General features: G+C 34.3%; 24 protein-coding genes. 23 read left to right on the top strand and 1 reads right to left on the bottom strand.

The annotated features are described in order from the left end of the window. Positions 1-26 precede the first annotated feature (26 nt). The 13 genes from Q2T46_RS09445 to Q2T46_RS09505 all read left to right on the top strand — a co-directional run bounded on the left by Q2T46_RS09445 (position 27) and on the right by Q2T46_RS09505 (position 13,520). A complete protein-coding gene (locus Q2T46_RS09445) occupies positions 27-695 on the top strand; it encodes a PHP domain-containing protein (RefSeq protein ID WP_303265686.1) in 669 nt (222 codons plus the stop codon). 127 nt (positions 696-822) lie between these two features. Beyond that, a complete protein-coding gene (locus Q2T46_RS09450; RefSeq protein ID WP_303265685.1) occupies positions 823-1,716 on the top strand; it encodes a decaprenyl-phosphate phosphoribosyltransferase in 894 nt (297 codons plus the stop codon). A 13-nt stretch (positions 1,717-1,729) separates the two neighbouring features. Next, positions 1,730-3,595, top strand: a complete 1,866-nt coding sequence (locus tag Q2T46_RS09455) for a hypothetical protein (RefSeq protein WP_303265684.1) — start codon at positions 1,730-1,732, stop codon at positions 3,593-3,595. Positions 3,596-3,637: 42 nt separating this feature from the next. Continuing rightward, positions 3,638-3,793 carry a hypothetical protein gene (locus Q2T46_RS09460; protein ID WP_013298975.1) on the top strand — a complete coding sequence of 52 codons (156 nt, stop codon included), beginning with the start codon at positions 3,638-3,640 and terminating at the stop codon, positions 3,791-3,793. 144 nt (positions 3,794-3,937) lie between these two features. After that, the gene (locus tag Q2T46_RS09465; protein WP_303265683.1) at positions 3,938-4,615 is read left to right on the top strand and encodes a response regulator transcription factor; all 678 of its coding nucleotides are present in this window, start codon (positions 3,938-3,940) and stop codon (positions 4,613-4,615) included. After that, a complete protein-coding gene (locus tag Q2T46_RS09470; RefSeq protein WP_303265682.1) occupies positions 4,612-5,988 on the top strand; it encodes a HAMP domain-containing sensor histidine kinase in 1,377 nt (458 codons plus the stop codon). The genes Q2T46_RS09465 and Q2T46_RS09470 overlap by 4 nt, the downstream gene beginning before the upstream one ends. Before the next feature lie 85 nt (positions 5,989-6,073). Continuing rightward, on the top strand, positions 6,074-6,949 hold the full coding sequence (locus Q2T46_RS09475; RefSeq protein WP_015312612.1) for an Rpn family recombination-promoting nuclease/putative transposase: 876 nt from the start codon (positions 6,074-6,076) through the stop codon (positions 6,947-6,949). A 140-nt stretch (positions 6,950-7,089) separates the two neighbouring features. Further along, complete coding sequence (locus Q2T46_RS09480) at positions 7,090-7,671, top strand: Uma2 family endonuclease (protein WP_013298972.1); 582 nt, start codon at positions 7,090-7,092, stop codon at positions 7,669-7,671. Between the two features lie 18 nt (positions 7,672-7,689). Then, a complete protein-coding gene (locus Q2T46_RS09485) occupies positions 7,690-8,040 on the top strand; it encodes a nucleotidyltransferase domain-containing protein (RefSeq protein ID WP_094046331.1) in 351 nt (116 codons plus the stop codon). Between the two features lie 209 nt (positions 8,041-8,249). Continuing rightward, complete coding sequence (locus tag Q2T46_RS09490) at positions 8,250-9,857, top strand: glycosyltransferase family 39 protein (RefSeq protein WP_303265681.1); 1,608 nt, start codon at positions 8,250-8,252, stop codon at positions 9,855-9,857. Positions 9,858-9,977: 120 nt separating this feature from the next. Beyond that, a complete protein-coding gene (locus Q2T46_RS09495) occupies positions 9,978-12,134 on the top strand; it encodes a glycosyltransferase family 39 protein (RefSeq protein ID WP_303265680.1) in 2,157 nt (718 codons plus the stop codon). Between the two features lie 41 nt (positions 12,135-12,175). Continuing rightward, positions 12,176-13,144, top strand: a complete 969-nt coding sequence (locus Q2T46_RS09500) for a glycosyltransferase family 2 protein (RefSeq protein WP_303265679.1) — start codon at positions 12,176-12,178, stop codon at positions 13,142-13,144. After that, positions 13,113-13,520 carry a GtrA family protein gene (locus tag Q2T46_RS09505; RefSeq protein ID WP_303265678.1) on the top strand — a complete coding sequence of 136 codons (408 nt, stop codon included), beginning with the start codon at positions 13,113-13,115 and terminating at the stop codon, positions 13,518-13,520. The genes Q2T46_RS09500 and Q2T46_RS09505 overlap by 32 nt, the downstream gene beginning before the upstream one ends. On the opposite strand, the gene Q2T46_RS09510 is transcribed toward Q2T46_RS09505, so the two are convergent. Continuing rightward, positions 13,507-14,427, bottom strand: a complete 921-nt coding sequence (locus Q2T46_RS09510; RefSeq protein WP_303265677.1) for a hypothetical protein — start codon at positions 14,425-14,427, stop codon at positions 13,507-13,509. The genes Q2T46_RS09505 and Q2T46_RS09510 overlap by 14 nt on opposite strands. Before the next feature lie 354 nt (positions 14,428-14,781). On the opposite strand from Q2T46_RS09510, the gene Q2T46_RS09515 reads away from it, so the two are divergent. From Q2T46_RS09515 to Q2T46_RS09560, 10 genes are all read left to right on the top strand, one after another. Beyond that, on the top strand, positions 14,782-15,606 hold the full coding sequence (locus Q2T46_RS09515) for a DeoR/GlpR family DNA-binding transcription regulator (protein WP_099252941.1): 825 nt from the start codon (positions 14,782-14,784) through the stop codon (positions 15,604-15,606). Next, a complete protein-coding gene (gene pfkB, locus Q2T46_RS09520; protein WP_013298964.1) occupies positions 15,554-16,489 on the top strand; it encodes a 1-phosphofructokinase in 936 nt (311 codons plus the stop codon). Before Q2T46_RS09515 ends, pfkB begins: the two co-directional genes overlap by 53 nt. Before the next feature lie 3 nt (positions 16,490-16,492). Beyond that, positions 16,493-16,942, top strand: a complete 450-nt coding sequence (locus tag Q2T46_RS09525; protein ID WP_094397132.1) for a PTS sugar transporter subunit IIA — start codon at positions 16,493-16,495, stop codon at positions 16,940-16,942. A 13-nt stretch (positions 16,943-16,955) separates the two neighbouring features. Beyond that, positions 16,956-18,314 carry a PTS fructose transporter subunit IIC gene (locus Q2T46_RS09530; protein WP_303265676.1) on the top strand — a complete coding sequence of 453 codons (1,359 nt, stop codon included), beginning with the start codon at positions 16,956-16,958 and terminating at the stop codon, positions 18,312-18,314. A 326-nt stretch (positions 18,315-18,640) separates the two neighbouring features. Further along, complete coding sequence (locus Q2T46_RS09535; protein ID WP_303265675.1) at positions 18,641-19,264, top strand: helix-turn-helix domain-containing protein; 624 nt, start codon at positions 18,641-18,643, stop codon at positions 19,262-19,264. After that, entirely contained in the window at positions 19,261-19,662 is a 402-nt protein-coding gene (locus Q2T46_RS09540; RefSeq protein ID WP_132775403.1) for a DUF6516 family protein, read from the top strand. Before Q2T46_RS09535 ends, Q2T46_RS09540 begins: the two co-directional genes overlap by 4 nt. A 188-nt stretch (positions 19,663-19,850) precedes the next feature. Next, complete coding sequence (locus Q2T46_RS09545; RefSeq protein WP_132775404.1) at positions 19,851-20,102, top strand: type II toxin-antitoxin system HicA family toxin; 252 nt, start codon at positions 19,851-19,853, stop codon at positions 20,100-20,102. A gap of 30 nt (positions 20,103-20,132) precedes the next feature. Continuing rightward, positions 20,133-20,618: a type II toxin-antitoxin system HicB family antitoxin gene (locus Q2T46_RS09550; RefSeq protein WP_132775405.1), complete on the top strand. Its 486-nt coding sequence runs from the start codon at positions 20,133-20,135 to the stop codon at positions 20,616-20,618. 4 nt (positions 20,619-20,622) lie between these two features. After that, positions 20,623-20,916, top strand: coding sequence for a hypothetical protein (locus Q2T46_RS09555; RefSeq protein WP_303265674.1), 294 nt, complete (start codon positions 20,623-20,625; stop codon positions 20,914-20,916). Positions 20,917-21,444: 528 nt separating this feature from the next. Further along, the gene (locus tag Q2T46_RS09560; protein WP_132775406.1) at positions 21,445-23,193 is read left to right on the top strand and encodes an ABC transporter ATP-binding protein; all 1,749 of its coding nucleotides are present in this window, start codon (positions 21,445-21,447) and stop codon (positions 23,191-23,193) included. Positions 23,194-23,203 lie beyond the last annotated feature (10 nt).

Raw genomic sequence — 23,203 nt, forward strand, 5'->3', positions numbered from 1 at the left:
ACTTATGAAAGGATTGAATGTCCATTATGAAGCTGGAATTTCATGTTCACACAAATTATTCAAATGATGGTTTTTCAAAGGTTCCAGATTTAAAAAAAAGCCTTATGAAGAAGGGTATTAATATAGTTGCAATAAGTGATCATAATACATTAAAGGGTGCGATAGAAGCGGAAAAAGTGTTTGGCGGAGACTTAAGAGTCATCAAATGTGAAGAAATAAAAACACAGGAAGGTGAAATTATAGGGCTTTTTTTAAGTGAAGAGATACCACCGCTTCTTCCTATGGATAAAACGATAAGATGCATAAAAGATCAGGGAGGACTTGTATGTGTCCCGCATCCATTTGACAGGATGAGAAAGTCAAAAATACACTTAGATGCATTGTACAGGATAATAGATGATATAGATATAGTCGAAGTATTTAATGCTAGGAATATATTTTCACACGATGATAATCTTGCACATGATTTTGCAGACAAATACGGTAAACTGAAGATATGTGGTACAGATGCACATACTTTATTTGAGATAGGGCATACCTATGTAGAATTGGAGGATTTTAAAGATCCAAATGGGTTCTTAGATAATCTAAATGATGCAAAATTACATTTTGAAAGAAGTGGTATTTATGTGCACTTTTTTACAAAGGGCAAGAAGTATTATAATAAATTATTTAGATCTAAGACTAATAATTAGATTCAATTCATAGCATAATGAAAATACCGAAATATTTTTTGCCTATATATTAAATGCCGTAACCTTATGTTCACTGCATATATAGTAATATGTGCATTATTAATTATTAAGTTAAAAGAAGGGTGAAATGAGATTGGAACATACTGTAAAGTATTCTACAATAGACAAATATAAGGGTTTAATAAAGCTTATGAGGCCGAAGCAGTGGATTAAAAATGTATTTGTTTTAGCGGCACTTATTTTCAGCAAAAGAATGCTTGATGTTTTATCACTTAAGGAAGCTTTAATTGCTTTCCTCATATTTTGCGGAATATCCTCTAGCGTCTATATAATAAATGATATAGTTGATATTGAAAAAGACCGGAAACATCCGAAAAAGAGATTAAGGCCATTGCCGTCAGGACTTGTAAAAAAGCAAGATGCAGCTATTCTGTTTTTAATACTTGTTTTAACATCATCAGCATTATCATTTATGCTTAATGTAAATTTTGGCATAATTGTTTTAAGTTATTTCATAATTAACATTGCTTATACATTTTATCTTAAAAACATTATCATTATTGACGTAATGGTTATTGCTATTGGGTTTGTACTGAGGGTAATTGCTGGTGCAGAGGCAATAGGCGTTGCAAGTTCACCGTGGTTGCTGCTATGTACACTTCTATTGTCATTATTTCTTGCAATTACCAAGAGGAAAAATGAGGTTATCGTCCTTGATAATAATGCAAAAAGCCATAGAAATGTTCTTGATGAATACAGTGTGAAACTTCTTGACAATATGTTATCTATAGTGACGTCATCAACCATAATAGCGTATTCCCTTTATACTTTTTATGCTGAAAAGGGTTATTACATGATGATAACGATACTTTTTGTGATATATGGTATATTCAGATATCAGTATCTTGTTGACAGTAAAACATTTGGAGGCAGTCCAGAATTGGCATTTTTTGAGGACAAACCTTTTCTTATAAATGGGATTTTATATTGCATTACTGTTATTTTGATATTGTATATCTAAAAAGGAGGATATCATGAGCTTTACATTAGGCCTTATATTATACGTTGTTTCGACGTTGCTGGTAACAATGACATCTGTTAAATGGACGAAATGGATTAAATTAAGTAATACTTCTGATGAAATACTTACGTCTTTTCTTTTTTCAATAACAGAAATTCTTTTAATAAATATAGTTCTAGGAATATTGCTTAAAATGCTTTATCCCATATACTTATTTATTTTTGTTGCAGTTTTATTTATAGCTACATGCTTCTATTTGAAGGATTGGTCTTTTAATATAAAGCTAAAATCCATAATAAATTTTTTTAGGGATGTCAAATTTGGACCTCTTCTAATAATATTATCATTTATGACAATAATCGGTGTGATATGGGTGGTTTATATTACATTGATTTATCCGCCATATGGCACAGATGAGCTTATGTATCATCTTGTAGGTCCTGTTGAATGGATGAAACACGGCATGATATTCAATATTCATCAAGATTACATATCTCAGTGGATAAATTGGTATCCAAAAAATACGGAGATATTATTCTTATGGAATATGATATTCTTTAAAAACGATGTTATTGTTGATGGAACGCAACTAATATTTGCACTGATTGGTATTATAGGAATTTATGGGATAGGAAGAAAAATTGGACTTAATAAATATTACTCATTATGTGCAGGGTTATTATTTTTCTTGACACCGATTGTATTTATACAATCAAAAACAGCTTATATTGATGTTGCATTTTCGGTTATGGTGATTTTGTCTTTAAATTTTCTTATACATTTGTATAAGGAATTTAGCCTAAAGTATGTATACTTGTTTTCACTGACTGTTGCATTTATGAGCGGCATGAAAGGTTCTGGACCTATTTACGCAGTTATTCTATTGACTTTATTATTTGTGGTCTTAATCAAACATAGATATGATGTTAGCTTTAAGGACTTAGCATACGGTCTATCTATATACATATTGTTTTCAATAACGCTTGGTGCATTTTGGTACTACAGGACATGGTATTTTTACGAAAATCCTATTTATCCATTTACACTAAGTTTTCACGGGATAACGATATTTAAAGGTCTTGGCACAGCTAAGCAAATCATATTTGACCCAAATCTGTTGCCGCAGATGAAGGATATGGGGTATTTCAAGCGAATATATTTTTCTTGGTATGAAAATTTCAATTTTTTAAAGGGATATTCTTACGATACTCGTATAGGAGGATTTGGGGCGATATGGTACATTATAGTGATGCCTGCCATTTTGATATTTATTTTAAAATCAATAATAGATAGAAAATGGGTTAATATTTTTTTCGCTATTTCTACCGTAATACTATTTTTAGCTTCATCAGAAAACTGGTGGTCTAGATATGTTATATTTATTGTTGCACTAGGATATGTTGCTATATCTTATATTGTACAAAATGTTAAATTTACGAGAATTGTTGTGCCGATAATCATTGCGCTAGTTACGTTTAGCTTTGTAGTTTCTATAAAAGGTTATTTGCCAGTAAATATATCATCAAGAGAGACATTTTATGAATTGAGAAAAACACCTATTCTTGATAGAAGCACTTATATGGCAAACCCATTTTATGGGAATGATATGTCATTTTTAAAAGGCGTGAGAAACAAAAATATTGCATATTTTCTTCACGCATATATTTATCCATTATATGGTGAAAGGCTTTCAAATAACCTTTTCTATCTAGGTAATGTTAAAAATGAATCATCGTTTAAAGAATACATTGATAAAAATAAAATTGATTACGCAATAGTTGCCAAGGGTTCAATTTATAATAAGTACCTAAGAAATGACAGAAAGTTTACGTTAGTATATAATGGTAAGCAACATGATGTTTATAGATTAATTAAATAAGATAATCATCGAAATTTTATATATTGAGAAAGGGATTAGCAAATGAAATTGAGAATTGTAGATAATTTATTAGGGCTATTATTTCTAATGATGGTGACATTTTTAGCTTTTAGATATTTTAAAGATACATCAAAGTTTGATGTTTTAAAAGAGGCGCTAAATTTCATAAGTCATATTTTAAAAAGGGTGATAAGCTAACGTTAAATTTTGAGAGTTTTAATGTTTCACATATCTTTCACATAATCTCTTTAAAAATTCTCAATAATTTTATGATAAAATAGTAATTAAAATAAGATGTAATGTGTCTTTACAGATATGGCTTATAGTCATGAGGTGGTAAAATTGTCAAGAAATATATATCTTGTAGAGGATGAGAAGAGCCTAAACCTTCTCTTGCAGAAGTACCTCGAGAGGGAAGGATACGACGTTATGACATTTTTTGATGGAAGTACTGCTATGGATAGGATAAAAGATTTGCCAGATCTATGGATACTTGATATAATGCTTCCTGATGTAGATGGATATGAGCTTATAAAAGCTATAAAGGACCATAACAAATCGACGCCTGTCATATTCATGTCTGCCAGAAATGAAGAGCTTGACAGGGTAGTAGGCTTAGAGCTTGGAAGTGATGATTATCTTTCTAAGCCATTTCTGCCTCGGGAGCTTGTCATTAGGACAAACAAGCTTATGGAGAGGATACACGGAATAGAAGAGGATGGCAGCGATGACATTATACAAGTAGGCGATTATACATTGAGTGAGAAGCAAAGGACTGTTTATTTAGGTGAAGACGAGATACAGCTTACAAATAAGGAATATGAGCTTTTCTGCTACCTTGTGAAGAATAAAAATATCGTCGTGTCGAGAGACCAGATTTTGAACAATGTCTGGGGTGAAGACTACTTTGGCTCTGACAGGGTTGTTGACGACACCATAAGAAGGCTTCGGAAGAAAGTAGATAAGTTAAATATAGAGACCGTATATGGTTACGGTTATAAACTGGTGTGTAAATCATGAAAAAGATATTTAGATTTCGTTCGCTGGCAATGAGAATATGGATGACATTTACTGCTGTCATACTTATCATAGTGTGCAGTTTATCGATGCTTTACATCTTTGCCTACAGGAGAGTTGAAGAAAACAATAAGATACAGGATTTAAAGGTTTCACATGAGATGCTTCTCAAAAATGATAATTTCAGCGGCAACTACAACAATTTTTCAAGGCTTAGAAATCTAAGAGGCGGAGACAACTTCATTGTAGATTTTGATACAGCCAACAGACCTTTAATCATAGACATAAACCACAGAGAACCTCCACCTGATCCACATTCGCCTTCATTTAATACAATGAGCGTAAAGCTTTGGATGTCCAGCTTCATAAAAGGTGGTACTATTAAAGAGAAGCTGTATAAAGAAGTCTACAACAATATGCAATATTTCTTCATAATAAGCACTGTAAATTATGATTCATTTAATAAAGCTTATCTTGTATCATATGTACCAAACATTGTTGACAATACTATTCTTTATTTGGTTATAGCAATAGGAATCATATTTATAATCATTGGCTTTTTTGCTTTGATAATAGTTGCAGGTCATATTTCGAAGCCTTTAAAGGAACTAGAGGAATACACAGTCAGGATAGCACACAAAGACTGGAAAGAGCCTATAGAAGTTAAAAGTGATGATGAGATAGGCATGCTAGCAAGATCAATGAATAAGATGCAGAAGGAATTGAAGCTGGCAGACGAAGAAGAAAAGATGTTTTTGCAAAGCATATCACATGACTTAAAGACGCCAGTAATGGTTATTATGAGCCATGCGGATGCCATAATAGATGGTGTGTATATAGAGTCTTTGGAGAAGACGGCTGAGATAATAAAAGATGAGGCGATACGGCTTCAGAAGAAAATAAATCAGATGCTTTACCTGAATACACTTGATTATGTACTGGAAAATAACAGCAGAAATGATTATATAAATATGAAGGATCTTTTGACGCAAATAATAAGCAGGTTTGAAATCATAAAAAGCAGTATAGAGTGGGATTTGGATGTAGATGATATAATAATAAAAGGTGACAGGGATAAGATTGAGGTATGCATCGAAAACATACTTGACAACGCTATAAGGTATGCAAATGAGTTGATACGAATAACTTTAAAGAAAGATAATAAGTATGCGGTGCTGGACATATACAATGATGGACCTAATATAGATGAAAAGCATGTAGGCCGTATATTTGACAGAATGTACAAGGACAAGACGGGAAACTTTGGTTTAGGACTTGCTATATCGAAAAAAATTGTTGACTTCTATAAAGGTGAGATAAAAGCAGTAAATAGAGAAAAAGGTGTAAGCTTCATAATAAAATATCCTCTAAAATAAAAAATGGAGTTTGATGCAAATCTATTCTTCTTTAGTTTTATATGATATAATGATTATGAGAAACTAAAGAAATGGAAGGAAGAATATGAGCCAAAAATACGATATTACGATGAAAAATATTTTTTCGGATATGGCAGATGACATAATGAGTTATTTTCTGGGGCTACAATACACAAAGATTGATGAACTAAATATAGAATTTGCAAGAGTCGAGAGAAGAGACAGCGACATGATATTCAAATGCACTACTGACAAAGGAAATGTGGCTGTTCACATAGAATTTCAATCAGAAAATGACGGAAAAATGCCTTACAGAATGCTTAGATATTCCCTGGAGATAATGGAAAAGCATAATCTCTTACCATATCAAGTAGTCATATATATAGGAAAAGACAATATGAAAATGGAAAATGGCTTAAGCTACAACTTTGGAGAGCAAAACACATTAGACTATAAATACAAGATAATAAACGTTGGTGACATTAAATTTACTGATGTTTTAAAGACAGATTATTATGATTTATATTCACTTCTACCATTGATGGACCAAAATAGAAGGAAGGAAGAAGGAGAAAAATATCTTGAAAGGTGTGTTGAAGCAATTAAAGATATTCCTATAGACATAAACAAGAAGAAAGACATAGCGTTTAAAGCAGAGATATTGTCAGGGATAATATTTAAAAAAGAAGTTATTGAGAGAGTTTTTTCGGAGGTGGTAAAGATGTTTAGGATTGAAGAATCAGAAACATACAAAATGATAATTGAGAAAGGCATAGAAAAAGGCATAGAGAAAGGTATCAAAGAAGGCATTGAAAGAGGTATAGAAGAAGGTATTAAAAAGGGTGCAAAGGAAGAGAAAATTGCAATAGCTAAAAAATTATTAAAAAATGGTATGCCTATCGACAAGATAGCAGAGATCACAGAATTATCAGAAGATGAGATAAAAAAATTGATGAATTAGAAATATTTTACTATGCTTTTAAAAAGCATGATGTGTAATAGGTAAGAAATCATCATGCTTTTTTATTATATAATTTACGATAAGTGGTATAATTATTATAAAGTATTCGGATAGTTTTGTTATTAAAAGAGGTGAAAAAAATGGCAGTTGCAGATAAAGATGAACATATAAAATACACATATAAAGATTATTTGAGCTGGGCTAATGATGAGAGATGGGAGCTTATAGATGGAGTTCCGTATAATATGAGTCCATCACCGACGCGGAAACATCAGAAAGTTGTAGGAGAATTGTTTGCCTCTATCCATAATTATCTAAAAGGAAAAACTTGTGAAGTTTACAGCGCTCCATTTGATGTAAGATTGTTTGCTGAAAACGTTAGTGATGATGATGTGACAAATGTAGTTCAGCCTGACATAGTGATAGTGTGTGATCCAAGTAAGCTGGATGATAAAGGCTGTAAAGGAAGCCCAGATATGATTATAGAGGTAGTTTCTCCTTCAACATTAAAGAGAGACTTAAAGGAAAAATTCTATTTGTATGAAAAAGCAGGGGTAAAAGAGTATTGGATCGTATTTGCTGATGAAAAAACTGTACTGTCTTACTATTTAGGTGAAGATGGCAAATACAAAAGACCTGAAGTATATTCAGAAGAAGATAATATAAAGGTCAGGATTTTTAAATCATTGGAAATCCAATTGAAGGATATCTTTCAGAATTAAATGTAAGGTGTGGTTTTTGTGAAGAATGTATATGATGATAAAAAAATAAAGCAAATGCTTGCTGATGTTGAGAAAAGAATGAGAGATTTATTTTATCAAAAGCTCGATGCAATTATTTTGTACGGTTCTTATGCTCGCGGAGATTTTACGTATGATTCTGATGTAGATATTATGGTGTTAGTTGATGAAAAAGAGGACGATCTTAAAAAGCATGATGATAAAATAACGGATATTATGGTTGATTTATCATTAAAATATGATATTGTCATTTCCTTATATGTTCAAAGTGTTCAGAATTATAATAAGTATGTGAAGATGCTTCCATTCTACAAAAATGTTCAGAAAGAAGGCATAAGAGTCTATGGATGATTTTATAAAAGAATTAGCTATGTACGACTATGTCAAGGGGAAATTATCTGATGTTTGTTGAAATATGATTGTATATTCCTTTAAAAAAAGCAATCAGCATATGCTGATTGCTTTTTTTTCACACAGAAATCACACATTTTTTTAATTTTTTTGCAACATTTAAGTCTTATAATTTTTATAGACACATTAAAAGAAAAGGAGAAAAGGCGATGGGTAAAAAGGTGCTAAAATACAGCTTGGCATTTGTCTTGGCTTTGTCAGTGATTCTAAGCATATACTCACTATACAATTACAGTGGAAGTACAGAGGGGTTTAGAGGAAATTTTCAGCATAATTTTACACAAGGCAGCACAAACAGAAGTTGGGGAAGTGGAAACACAAATCAAGGTCTTTGGCAGAGAGGCAACTTTCCTCAAGGAAATGCACAAAGTGGGCAATCCCAATGGCAGATGCCCCGCAGTAGAGGAGATTTTGGGGGATTTAGGGGAACATCATCAAAGTACGGCGTGTATATAATGGCATACGCGGCAATCGTGTTTTTGCTGTTTATTTTAAGCTACTACGCTTTGGAGAATAAAAAATTTAAGCTTGACTTTCAAAGCGACAAATTCATAATAATAGCACTATTTTTGATAGGATTTTTTATGCGGCTTTACATAGCTGCAACTATTGAAGGTTTTTCAGGAGATATAGGGCTTTTTAGAAGCTGGGCACAGTCAGCGGCACAAGACCTCTTAAACTTTTATAAAAATACTCCAAGCTGTGATTACCCACCACTTTACATCTATGTGCTTTACATTGTAGGCAAAATAGCTGCAATCGGCAATCTTTCTCATTTCTACACGGTACTTTTAAAGCTTCCGTCCATTGTGGCTGATATTACCACATCGTACATTATATATAAAATAGCTAAAAGATACTTTTCCAAAAACATCAGTGCATTCATATCGGCTTTGTACATTTTCAATCCGGCCGTATTTATAAATTCATCTGCGTGGGGACAGGTAGACTCATTTTTCACAATGCTTGTAATAATAGCGGTGTACTTTTTGTCAGAGAAAAAGTTGTGGCTTTCATCAGTGTTTTTCACCGCGGCAGTGCTTATGAAGCCACAGGGAATCATATTTGCGCCAGTCCTGTTTTTTGAGATTGTAAATGAGAGAAGTTTGAAAAATTTCTTAAAAGCTTTTGTGGCGTCACTGGTTACGGCAGTTATAGTATTAGTGCCGTTTGCCATAGGTCAAGATCCTTTGTGGATATTTAAGCTGTATGAAAAGACTATTTCAGAGTATCCATACGCATCAGTAAATGGCTTCAACTTCTATGGATTGCTGGGAGCAAACTATGTGAATTCTGGTACAAAATTGTTTGTGTTTAGCTACAGCACTTGGGGATTTATCTTCATAGTTTTAACGACTGCATTTTCGTGGTTTATATACATTAAAGGAAAAAACAGCAAATTGTCATTTTTATCAGCTTTAATTCAGATCGCAGGTGTATTTACATTTTCAACAGGGATGCATGAGAGGTACTTATTTCCTGCTGCAGCATTAGCTATATTAGCATTTTTATATGTAAAAGACATAAGGCTATTTGGGCTGTATGTTTTATTTAGCATAACAAGCTTTCTAAATATGTACTACGTCCTGTTTGGAGGTTTGAGAAATTCTTTTGGGTTTATACCTATGATAGTTTCGTTGGCAAATGTGGTGATGGCAGTCTATCTTGCAAAAGTATCTTATGATGTGGCTGTATTAAATAAGATTTACACTGCTGATGAAGGCATGAAATCACACGAAATTCACACAACTATTTGAAACTTATAAGATATTTTAAGGGTATATTTAAGACAACAAGAATTTAGAGTAGAATTGTGAATTTATAATATGAAAAATTTATTAATTAAATTGCAGCAAAAAAAGGATTGGAGGATGACTATGAAAAAATTGAAGTTTAACAAAGATTCTATTGGGTTATATTTAATTTTACTATTATCAGCAATATTGAATTTTACCAATTTAAGTATTGAAGGATATGCAAACCAGTATTACGCTGCAGGCGTAAAAAGCATGAGCATGAGCCTTAAAAACTTTTTCTTCGTTTCATACGATCCGGCTGGATTTGTCACGATAGACAAGCCGCCATTAGGATTTTGGATACAGACTATTTTTGTCAAGATATTTGGATTTAATGGCATAAGCATATTGCTTCCGCAGGCTATAGCAGGTGTCATATCCGTAGCGCTTATATACATCCTAGTAAAAAGGTATTTTGGCAAGACAGCGGGGCTTATATCTGCACTGGTTTTGGCTGTTACACCTGTATTTGTGGCAGACAGCAGAAATAATACCATTGACAATATGCTGCTTATGACGCTTTTGTTTGCGGTTTTAGCGCTTATGAAAGCCTTAGACACAGGTAAACTTAAGTATTTGCTATTAAGCTTATTTTTAGTGGGCGTTGGTTTTAATGTAAAGATGCTGGAGGCATACATGATAATCCCAGCAGTGTATATCACGTACGTTTTGGCGTCAAAGATAAGTTTAAAGAAAAGAATAGGTTATTTGTCATTGGCTACTGTTGTGCTACTTATTGTATCGCTTTCGTGGGCTATCATTGTTGACATGACTCCACAAAGCATGAGGCCTTATGTAGGCAGCAGTACAGACAACTCAGAGCTGGAACTCATAATAGGCCACAATGGGCTTGAAAGACTTGGGCTTGGCAGAAATACAGGTTTTGGCGGTGGTCGCATAGGAAATTTCAATGGTGGAGAATTCCGAAGAAATTTTGGCAATTTCAACGGTCAATTTAATCAAGGTACATCACAAGTGACACAAACACAAAGGACATCAGTAGATGCTGTATCAAGCGCTACTAAGAATGGCAACGGCTCAAATGGCAGTCAAAATAATACACCATCTGCAAGCCAAGGCAACTACGGGCAAAATGGGACAAATCCAAACTTCGCAGGTGGCAATTTTGAAAGGCCAAACGGCAATAGAGGTGGCATGGGCGGTGCCTTCGGTGGAGATGAAAAAGCCAGCATATTGAGGCTTTTTTCAAACAACAGCTTGTCTGACCAGATAATATGGCTTTTCCCGATGGCTATCTTCGGAATTTTAGCAGAACTTTTAAGAAAAAGGCTTAAAAGGCCATTTGATGATGGCAGGAAGCTTTCATTGATACTGTGGATTTCATGGCTTGTGCCCGTATTTATATACTTCAGCTTTACTACAGGCATGTTCCATCCGTATTATTTGACGATGATGGCCCAACCTATAGCGGCACTAACAGGCATAGGTATTGTTTCAATGTGGGAAATGTACCAAGAAGGCGGTGCAAAGTCATGGCTTTTGCCCCTGTCGCTTATAGCTGACGGGTTAGTTGAGCTTCTCATATTGTACTATCATTACAATACGTCTAATCTCACAAAGTACATCATGTTAGCTGTTGCAGTGCTTTCTATCGGTTCAGCGATAGTTTTGTCATTGATGACTTTTGCAAAGAATGGCGGATTTAAAGTCAAAAAGGCGATGCTTATAGTTGGTGTAATAGGGCTTTTGATAGCACCTGCAGTTTGGTCTGCCACAACGCTTTTCTATCCAATGAACGGCACTATGCCATCTGCAGGATTAGAGCTGGCGACAGGTAGAAATAGGTTTGTTTTCGGAGGCGGAGATATAAATAGCAATGCAGATTCTAAGCTTATAAGCTTCCTTGAGAAAAACAAAGGCAGCGCAAAGTATCTTTTAGTCGTATCATCATCACAAAGTGCCGGTGCCGATAGCATAATTATAAAGACAGGCGAACCTGTGATGGCATTAGGAGGCTTTTCAGGCTCAGACAATATTTTGACCCTAAGTCAATTTAAAGAGCTTGTCAAAAAAGGTGAAGTAAGATACGTGATGACTGGCGGCATGGATAGAGGCTCCAATAGTGAGATAATGAACTGGGTAAGAGAAAATGGAAAGCTTGTGCCAACAAGTGAATGGAGCAGCACAAGTGCTACGCAAAATGTCAATGGCTTCGGAGGATTTGGAGGAAGAGATTTTGGAGAGCTTTATGATCTTAAAGGTGTCAATGTCAACTGACATTGACACTTAGTATAAATATTTTGAAAGAAGGGATAGATGTGTCTGATATAAAGTATTCAGTTGTTATACCTGTGTACAACGAAGAACTTCTTATTGAAGAATCGTACAGGCGGCTAAAAAGAGTCATGGACTCAACTAATGAGACTTACGAGCTTATATTTGTAGATGACGGAAGCCATGACAAGTCAGCGGAGATTCTAAGTAGGATAAGCCTGAATGATAGAAATGTGAAACTTATAAGCTTTTCAAGGAACTTTGGGCATCAGACAGCCATAACCGCTGGCATGGATAATGCGAAAGGTGATGCTGTTGTTGTCATCGATGCAGATCTACAGGATCCACCTGAAGTGATACTAAAGATGATTGAGAAGTGGAAAGAAGGATACGACGTCGTATACGGCAAAAGGGCGGAAAGAAAAGGAGAGTCTTTCTTTAAGCTCTTTACAGCCAGATTATTTTATAGGATTTTAAAAAGTCTTACGAATGTAGATATACCAGTTGATACGGGAGACTTCAGGCTTATTGACAGGAAAGTCTGCGACGTGATGAATTCACTTAACTCCATAAGGGAAAAAAACAGGTATATAAGAGGTCTTGTAAGTTGGGTAGGCTTTAGGCAGATTGGCGTTGAATATGTGAGAGACCCAAGGCTTGCTGGTGAGACCAAGTACACGCTAAAGAAAATGCTTAAGCTTGCTATGGACGGTATAACGTCGTTTTCCTACGTACCGCTGAAATTACCGTTGAATTTGGGAATTTTCCTGACAGCGGCGGGTTTTGTGTATTTGATTGTAGAGCTTGTTTTAAAGATTGCAGGCGTTGATGTATCAACCTTAAACACAGTCATAGCTGTAAATATGATTTTATTTGGCGCAAACTTTTTAGTTTTAGGTGCATTTGGTGAGTATATTGGCAGAATATACGACGAGGTAAGAGACAGACCGCTTTACATTATAGCGAGAAAGGTGGGGTTTGATGATGGAAAGACAGGAGAAAAGAGACAATAGCAAAATGGGGCTAATACAGTTCGTAAAGTTTAATCTGGTAGGCATCGTAAATACTTTAGTGGATTTTTCGGTTTTTACCGTCCTTACGTTTTTTGGAATGTACTACATGGTAGCACAAGTCATATCGTATAGCTGCGGTGTCGCAAACAGCTTTGTGATGAATAAATACTGGACATTTGGCGACAAATCATCACCACATGGCTACGAAGTATTCAAATTTATCGCTGTGAATGCTGTGTCATTAGCGGTGTCTCTTTCGATTCTGTACCCGCTAAAGCCGGCCGTCGGCGTACTTTCTGCTAAGATTATTGCCACATTGTTCTCAATGATGATAAACTTTGTAGGCAGCAAGCTTTGGGTATTTAAGAAGGCCTAGTCCTCCTTCTTGATACTTCCAATAGCTTTCTCTCCAGCTCATCTACGTCGTATTTCCTCTGTGGATATGAATTAAAGTAGTTTCTTGGTGCCGTATTTGACGATGCGGCATCTTTTAGTATTGATTTGTCTTTTAAGTAGTTTTGGATGACTCTTTCTAGGAATTTTGCAGGATATTTTATGTCTTTTCCCTTCATGCGGGCTATACACAAGCTCATTTCGTCTTCTGTAAGATGATACTTGTCTTTAAGCATATCTTTGTCTATGTACTTAGGCGTATTTTCACTTTTTTGATGCATCATATCATTGATATGATTGATAGATATACTATCACAATTAATATCTATCATATCATTCATATCTGATATGATCATATTGCCTTCACTTTTTGAAAATGTAATTTTATCAATGTTTTTAGCATCATCTCTTCTTTCACTATCTGAAACACGGCTTTCAGTTTTTTTATCCGCATATTCATTTTTGTCGATGTAAGGAATATCATTAAAATCACTACATGTCATTTTTTGCCAATCACAAAATTCTGTTATTCTACCATATTCGTCATATTTGTACGTGACGCCATCAATGGATGTATTTTGTCTTATCATGTAATATTTCTTTTGACGCAATTTATCTTCATTGTCGACGAAACAGACTAAAAACCCATCTTTTATAGCATTTTTCAAGCTTTTACTTATGATGCCTGTTGATAGACCTGTGCCATCGTCTATTCTTTTGCCACTTTCATATTTTCCCTTCTGAATTTCATCGATAGTAAGCTTTACTGGTTCAATACGTCCATTCTTTATTGTATGCTTTGCAATGTACATTATGATTTTTAACTGTGAGCCAGGTATTGAAGATAGACTTTCAAAAAAACTTACTGGTAATTCTAAGAAACCATTCATTTTTTCAACCCCCATTTTCATTTTTTGATTTTGGAAAATATTATTAAAAGCGAACAATTAATGAAGCTTTCGTAATATATCACGATGAATGTAGCGCAGTTTGGCGTATGAGCGAAAGCGAAAGCCGTCACAACGCATAGACGGCGTTAGCCAAACAAGTGAAGAGAATCGATGATATATGTGATAAGCGGAATTTGTGAGCGTTAATAATATTTTCCAAGTTTATACTTATAATATAGTAAAAAAGTGAAAATGTTATATATAAACAATTGACAAAAAAACATTTTCATTATATAATCATAAATGAGCATAAATAATCAAAAATTATCATCTATTTTGAATGGATGTGATTAAATGTTTGGCGAAGAGCGCAGGATGAAGATAGCAGAGCTCTTAAGCAAAGATAAAAGCATGACAGTGTCAGAACTTAGCGAAATATTAGGTGTATCAGAGTCAACCATAAGAAGAGATCTCAGAATGCTGGAACTTGACGGCTTTATACAGAGGACACACGGCGGTGCCATATTGAATACGCATACACATTATGAGCCATCTTTCGTGGAAAAAGAGGATTATGAGCTTCCATCGAAGATGAAAATCGGAAAAATTGCTGCGTCTCTAATCGAAGAAGGCGACTCGATAATACTGGACGCTGGCACTACCACATTGATGATTGCAAAATCTTTACCAGACATACATCTTACGGTTGTTACGAATTCGCCGTTAATTGCGATAGAATTATCAAGTTATCACAATATTGAACTTATTGTAACAGGTGGTATAGAGAGGCTTAATACAAAGGCGCTTGTAGGACCTATAGCTGAAATGGTAATTAGAAATTTCAAAGTAGATAAGGCTTTTATTGGTGCAAATGCGGTATCTTATGAAAACGGCCTTATGACTCCTGACATTATAGAAGCAAATACAAAAAAGGCCATGATTGAAGTTTCGAATGAGGTTTACGCTGTTGTTGACCATACGAAATTTGGCAAGAAGTCTTTCGTGAAATTTGCCGATATCGGTGATATAACGGCCATTATAACTGACGATGAACTGGACTATGAGATAGTGAAGAAGTATGAGCAGGTAAATGTGGATGTATTAAATTTTGGAAAGGATGTAGCAGATGATAACGACAGTGACCATAAACCCGGCGATAGACAGAACATTGATAATTGATGACTTTAAGGTTGGTGCGGTAAATAGGGTATCAAGGTCTATCATCGATGCTGGAGGAAAAGGGATAAATGTAGCTAAGAATTTAAAAAATCTGGGCAATGATGTGGTGTGCCTTGGCTTCATGGGGCCAAATGGGAAATACATTGAAGATGTACTAAATAAATTAGGAATTGAGTCTCACTTCGTGCCAATCGAAAGCGATATAAGGATAAATATAAAGATAATTGATGAGAAATACCACACGTATACAGATATAAATGAAGCTGGGCCAGATGTTTCTCGTGACGAAGTGGAGAAGTTAATTTCGAGCATAAATGAGCATGTCGATTTCTCAAATGTGATTGTTTTATCTGGTAGTTTACCACCAAGTGTCGACAAAAGGTTTTACGGATATGTTATTGAAAAAATCAAGAAAAAAGGCATAAAAGTTATACTGGATGCTGATGGAGATGCTTTGAAATACGGCATTGAAGCAAAACCTTACATGATAAAGCCTAACGTACATGAGCTTTCACAAATTGCAGGAAAAAAACTCGAAAGAAAAGATGAAATAATTGAAGAAGGCATGAAGATTATTGAAAATGGTGTTTCAATAGTTGCTGTATCAATGGGCGGCAAAGGCAGCCTTGTTTTGACAGACGAGAAGATATATTTTGTAAAGCCTATAAAAGTTGATGTAAAAGGTACAGTAGGTGCAGGTGATGCATATGTTGCTGGATTCGCTCATGGCATCTACAATAATCTGGCTATAGAAGAAACGATAAAGATGGCGTCTGCTGCTTCTACCTCAGTTGTCATGCGGGAAGGTACAAAAGCGTGTTCTTTAAAAGATGTAAATGAACTGAAAGAAAAAGTTGAAATTGGAATAATTGAAAGGGGATAAATAATGATAGAAGAGATACTTGATAAAGATATGATGATTTTCGACTTAAAGTCAAACGATAAATTATCTGTCTTGAAAGAACTTATAAAACCGTTGGCAGCAAAAGGTGCAATTGATGACGAAGATAAATTCTTGGATGTGGTGTTAAAGAGGGAAGAAGAGTACTCAACTGGAATAGGTATGGGAGTTGCTATACCTCATGGGAAAAGCAGCTTGGTGAAAAAGGCTTCTTTAGTATTTGGAAAGTCGAAGGAGGGGATAGACTACAATTCGATGGATGGAAAACCGGCACATCTGTTTTTCCTGATTGCAGCACCTGAGAATTCAGACAATCTACATCTAAAAATTTTAGCTAAGCTTTCAAGGTCACTGATGCATGAGGAGGTGAGGGAAGAACTTAACAAGGCTGAGACTTACGAAGATGTTGTAAATGCTTTTAAAAAATATGAGTAAGGGGGATTCTGTGATGAAAAAGATTGTTGCCGTAACTGCATGTCCTACAGGTATTGCCCATACCTATATGGCTGCAGAGAATCTTGAAATGGCAGGAAAAGAGTTAAATGTGGCAATCAAAGTTGAAACACAGGGGTCAATAGGGGCTGAAAATCAACTGACAGAAAACGACATAAGAGAAGCAGATGCAGTAATAATTGCTGCTGCGACAAAAGTTGACAAGTCCCGCTTTGAAGGTAAACCTATACTGGAGGTCCCTGTAGAGGAAGCTATTAAAAATCCTAAAGAACTAATTGAAAAAGCATTAAAGATGGAAAAGCCGAAAAATTATGTGGAAAAAGTCGAAAAGATTCATGAAGAGAGAACTAGCCAAAGGACAGGTGCTTATAAGCACTTGATGACAGGCGTATCTTACATGATACCATTTGTCGTCGCCGGCGGTATATCTATAGCACTTTCATTTCTATGGGGCTACAAGGCATTTCAGGTGCAAGGGACACTACCTGCAGCGTTGATGCAGATAGGAAGCGGTGCTGCATTTGCACTGATGGTTCCTATTCTTTCAGGCTTTTTGGCATATTCAATAGCAGATAGACCTGGACTTGTACCAGGCATGGTTGGAGGTATGCTGGCTGTTTCAACCGGTGCAGGATTTTTAGGCGGTATCATATCTGGTTTTCTAGCTGGTTATACGGTGTACTATCTAAAGAAGATTATAAAGTTGCCTAAGACTATGGAAGGTCTCATGCCAGTACTCATATTGCCTGTATTGTCGACTCTTATCGTTGGACTTCTTATGATATACGTTGTTGGTACGCCTATGAAGACGATAATGACAGGTCTTACCAACTGGCTTAAGGGTATGGGTTCAACAAACGCAGTCATATTCGGTGCACTACTAGGACTGATGATGGCATTTGATATGGGTGGCCCTGTCAATAAGACAGCATATACATTTGCAACAGGTCTTTTAGCATCAAATGTATTTATGCCTATGGCAGCAGTAATGGCAGCTGGTATGACACCACCTTTAGGCTTGGCACTTGCTACAGTCCTTTTTAGAAATAGATTTACACAAGAAGAAAGAGAAGCAGGAAAAGCAGCTTGGGTATTAGGTGCTTCATTTATAACAGAAGGTGCTATCCCATTTGCAGCAGCAGATCCATTTAGAGTAATCCCATCCATCATGGTGGGGTCTGCAGTAACCGGTGCACTTTCGATGCTTTTCCACATTGAACTTAGAGCACCCCACGGCGGGATATTCGTAATACCAATCGCTGTATCAAACCCGCTCTTATACATCCTTGCTATACTTGTCGGCATGGTTGTGACAGCCTTCATGATAGGTCTTTTAAAAAAGAAAGTATCGTGATTGATACAAAACATCGCTCCAGAATATGGGGCGATTTTTTGTTGGCGTATAAATTAAAGCATAATTTAGTTGCTTGATATGATATAACCTGACTTTTGCAGTAAAAAGGGATAAAAAAAGCCTTTAAGGCCTTTAAGATGAAGGCTTTTGGGCTTTTTGTTTTTGTCAATAAGTTGTAGTTGAAATGTCATTTTTTTTACTTCCCATAAAATCCATCCAATTTTTCCTCTTCTTTTAGCTGAATATTTTTATATTAAATACATATCATTAACTTGTAGTCAACTTGCAGTTGTGCTAAAATAGGAGGTGAAATAGGAGGTATGTTTATGATTAGTGAATATGAAAAAAAAGAAGCTATTAATCAGGCTGATGATATAGCTTCATTACTTATAAATACAAATAACGGTTCATTGTTTTATAAAGTGATATCTAATTTTGTAGAAAAATCCTGTCCAACTAATAGATTAGAAATAAAGCATCCTAATAATAGCAAAGAAATGGAATACAATTTAGCAGAATTAATTAAATATATGGTAAGTGTTGCTGCTGAAAAAAATCCGCCTAAAATGTATACAACGGGGCAATTAGCAAAATATTTTGGAGTTTCTATTACAACCATTAATAATTGGATAAATGAAAATAGATTTATAGGTGTAAAGCGAAATACGATTAATGAAAAAATAAAAATATCTGAAAATACAAAATGGCGTTCACCTAATGGAGAATTGATGTCTGTACGAGAAATTGTTGATTTATGGAAACAAAATAATATTCGTAGAAATGTTTCGCCTCAAGAAGAAATAAGTGAAGTGGAGAATGTAATTAAATATTTTGAAAGTAAGTATGGTGGAACATATGAAAAAATATTTGAGAATAAAGTAGACCTAAATGATGAAGAGCAACGAGATAAAGAAGAATGGAAATATTTATTAAAGAGGAAACTTAAATGACAAATTTGTACCCTTCAAATTTTCAATTTTTAAAGAGGGTATACAGAGACATTATTATAGAAGACTATGACTGTGATCAAAGTGGAAGAAAGTCGGATTCTATATGCCAAAGAAAAACATTCGTTTTTATAGATGGTTCTTCTTTATCAATTACAGAATACTTAAAAGATGGAAAAATAGATTATTATTTTTATGATTGGTATTCACAAAATAAGAATTTGATATTAAAGATTCATAGTGAAAGCCATAAAGACAAGAAATATCAAACAGATACTGAACCTTTTCATATTCATATTCCTACTATATTGGATAAAAAGAGATTGCCTAATTATAGTTTGAGAGACTTGTTTTCTGTATTGGAATTTATCCGTTTATTTATTTATATAAAAATTAAGTGATCTTAATAATTTATTTTCTTATTTTAAGCAGGCTTGATGTCTGCTTTTTTAATGCTTGTTAAGCTTCTAATCATTTCAAGAATTTTTTATAAAAATGTTGAATTACTTAATCAAAAATGATATTATATATAGTATCAAGATGTATAAGATAATTTCGTTTTGGGAATGCTTATATATGGAGGATTTCAATGAGTCAAATAGAAAAACTCTTTGAAAAGATGGAGAAGAATCCTAAGAATGTCAGGTATGAACAACTTGATAAAATTTTGAGGCATTTTGGTTTTGGTGTGCGAGAACCAAAAAGTGGTTCTAGTCATGTAACATATTTTCATCCTAAATTAGTGGATATATTGACAGTGCCTAAAGATAGACCTTTTGTCAAAGAGATCTATGTTAAAAAAGCTTTAAAGATGATTCAGGATATTAGATGTTATGATTAAATTGGTGTTGATTGGAGAGGTGTTAGAATAATGGCAAACGAATTAAATTATAAAGTTGAACTTGTTAAACTTTCTGAAAAAGATGGTGGTGGCTATTTAGCGCATGTACCTAAATTGCCGGGTTGTATGAGTGATGGTGAGACTCCAGAAGAAGCTTTAAAAAACGTTCAAGACGCTATAAAATGCTGGGTAGAAACTGCAAAAGAATTAAACAGAGCAATTCCTGAATTTGATGAATATAAGGATGAAAATGATTATAGTGGGAAAATTCTTTTAAGAATGCCAAAAACTATGCATAAAATACTTTCTGAAATGGCCGAAAAAGAAGAAATAAGTTTAAATAACTTAATTCAGAATTTACTTTCGTTTGCTATTGGATATAAAAAAGGAGGAAGAAACGTGAATATAAATTACAATGTAGTAGTTACAAGTAAAATAAACAAAAAATCTAAAGATAAATGGCATGAGAGAATAAATTCAAATATTGATATAATAGAAAAATTAGCAATGAGGTGAAATTATGTCTAAGAAAAAAAAAGAAAGTATTATTGAAAAAATTGAAAACAATGAGATTATACTTAATAAAGTTGCTGGTGAAATAGTATCTAATACTATTCTTGAAAATGATGAGGACATTAAACCTGTAGAAGAATTTGAATATGAAATATTACATGTTGATGATAATTATGCTGAAATAAAATTAATAAGTCAAATAGGATTTGAACCAAAGACAATATTTAATATTGAAATTGAATTAATAGGAAAATTTAATTTCAAACAAACTATAACAATAAAAAAATTGAAGAAAATATAATAGATATTTTGAATTTTATGGCGGATAAAATGAGTTTTATTGTTAGCTTTATTACTAATGAAATGTTAAAACAACCATATGTTTTACCGCCAATTGTTAAATTAAAAAATAATAAAAACTAAAAAATTAAAAAAGCAGGCTTGATTCCTGCTTTTTTAATGCTTGTTAAGCTTTGGTACATTTTAAGAATTTTTTACTAAAATTTGTTGCAATCGTTTTGTCCTAAATGGTATAATATCTATAGTTTCTCTTTGAAAGGAAAGAGTATGATGCTTAAAGGTGTTCTTAAATAAGCCATTAGATTAAAAATGGCAGAATAAGTATGACGTATTAAGTTTTGAACCGTAAATTTCTGATGATTTATTGGCTTTGTTTGTCATACTTTAAATTGTTTAAGAACACGGTCCAACACGATCTTTGCCTTTATACGCAATAATTGACGCTAATTATTGTGTATCAAAGTTTGCTTAAAAAGACTGTATAAGACTATGTTCTTGTGCAGTCTTTTAATTTTTAGGGGGGATTTTTTTGAGGAGAGTTTTAAAATACGTCTTAAGGTACAAGTGGCACGTTATAATACCAACTATTGCCATGATACTTGCAATTGCTCTTGATATGTTTAATCCATATCTTCAGGAACTTATTACCGATAAGGTATTTATAGGCGGCGATAAAAGCTTATTATGGCCTATACTGTGGGGATTTATTGCAATTACGGTTTTAAGGGCTATATTTGGATATGTGAAGGAGTATATATTTGATGTACTTTCAGCAAAGATAAGTATAGATATAAAGAAAGACCTTTTCGATCACATACAAAGCCTTCCTTTCAGTTACTTTGACGGTATGAATACAGGTGAGCTTATGTCAAGGATAGGGGAAGACGTTGACAACGTGTGGAGAAGTGTTTCTTTTGGCATAAGGATGTTTATTGAAAACATGATATATTTTATAACAGCATCAGTGATACTTTTCCTAATAAACTGGAAGCTTACAATAGTAAGCCTTCTTGGTATGCCTATCATTGGCTATCTTGCACTGCAGTTTGAAAAGAAGATCGGCATATCTTATGGCAAGTTAAGCGACCAAGGAGTGCTTATGAATACGGCGGCACAGGAAAATATAGCAGGCGTAAGGCTTGTGAAGGCATTTGCGAGAGAAAAGTATGAGATAATGAAATTTTTAAACCTCAATAATGAGAATTTTGAGCTTAGCATGGAGCAAAACAGGATAGTTGCTAAGTATTTTCCGCCTATAGATTTTTTGACGAATTTTTCTATAGTCATACTGGTAGTTTTTGGCGGCATACTTGTTGTAAAAAATTCATTGTCTATTGGTGAATTGGTGGCTTTTAGTGGTTATATATATATGCTTATATGGCCCATGAGGATGCTAGGATTTTTGACAAATTTAATAGCTCAAGCTGATGCATCAGCAAAGAAGATAATGAAGATAATGGATGTGGTGCCGTCTATAAGGGATAGTGATAAATCAATAAGGATAAAAAACTTAAAAGGTGATGTGGAGTTTAGAAACGTTTCATTTAAATATAATGATGAATTGGTTTTAAAGAATATTAATTTTAAAGTTGATGCAGGAAAGACAGTTGCTATAATGGGCACAACTGGCTCTGGCAAGTCATCGCTGGTAAATCTCATCGGCAGGTATTATGATGTGTCGGATGGTGCTGTCTATATCGATGGATACGATGTAAGACACATAAACCTTCATGATTTGAGAAGCCAGATGGCTGTCGTGCAGCAGGATACATTTTTGTTTTCAGAAAGCATTGAAGAAAACGTAAAGTTTGGAAAGGAAAATGCTACGTTTGAAGAAGTGAAAGAAGCATTAAAGCTTGCTTGTGCAGATGATTTTGTAGAAGAGTTTGACGACAAGTACGACACGATAGTGGGTGAAAGGGGCATAGGATTATCTGGTGGACAAAAACAGCGGATATCAATTGCGAGAGCTCTTATAAGGGATGCAAAGATATTGATACTTGATGATGCCACATCTGCATTGGATATGGACACAGAATTTAGGCTTTTAAAGAATTTAAGCGAAAGGCGGAAAAATGCTACGACGTTTATCATTGCCCATAGAATATCGGCGGTTAAGAATGCAGACATGATACTTTATATGGAGGATGGCCGAATCGTTGAAAGAGGTACACATGAGGAACTTCTTCAAAAAAGAGGAAGGTATTACGAGATTTACTTAGAACAGTTTAAAGATTTCAGTGATGAAGAGTACAGCATTCCAGATGTTTGCAGCTAAAATATTTGTC

The sequence above is a fragment of the Thermoanaerobacterium sp. CMT5567-10 genome (assembly GCF_030534315.2).
Lineage (GTDB): Bacteria > Bacillota > Thermoanaerobacteria > Thermoanaerobacterales > Thermoanaerobacteraceae > Thermoanaerobacterium.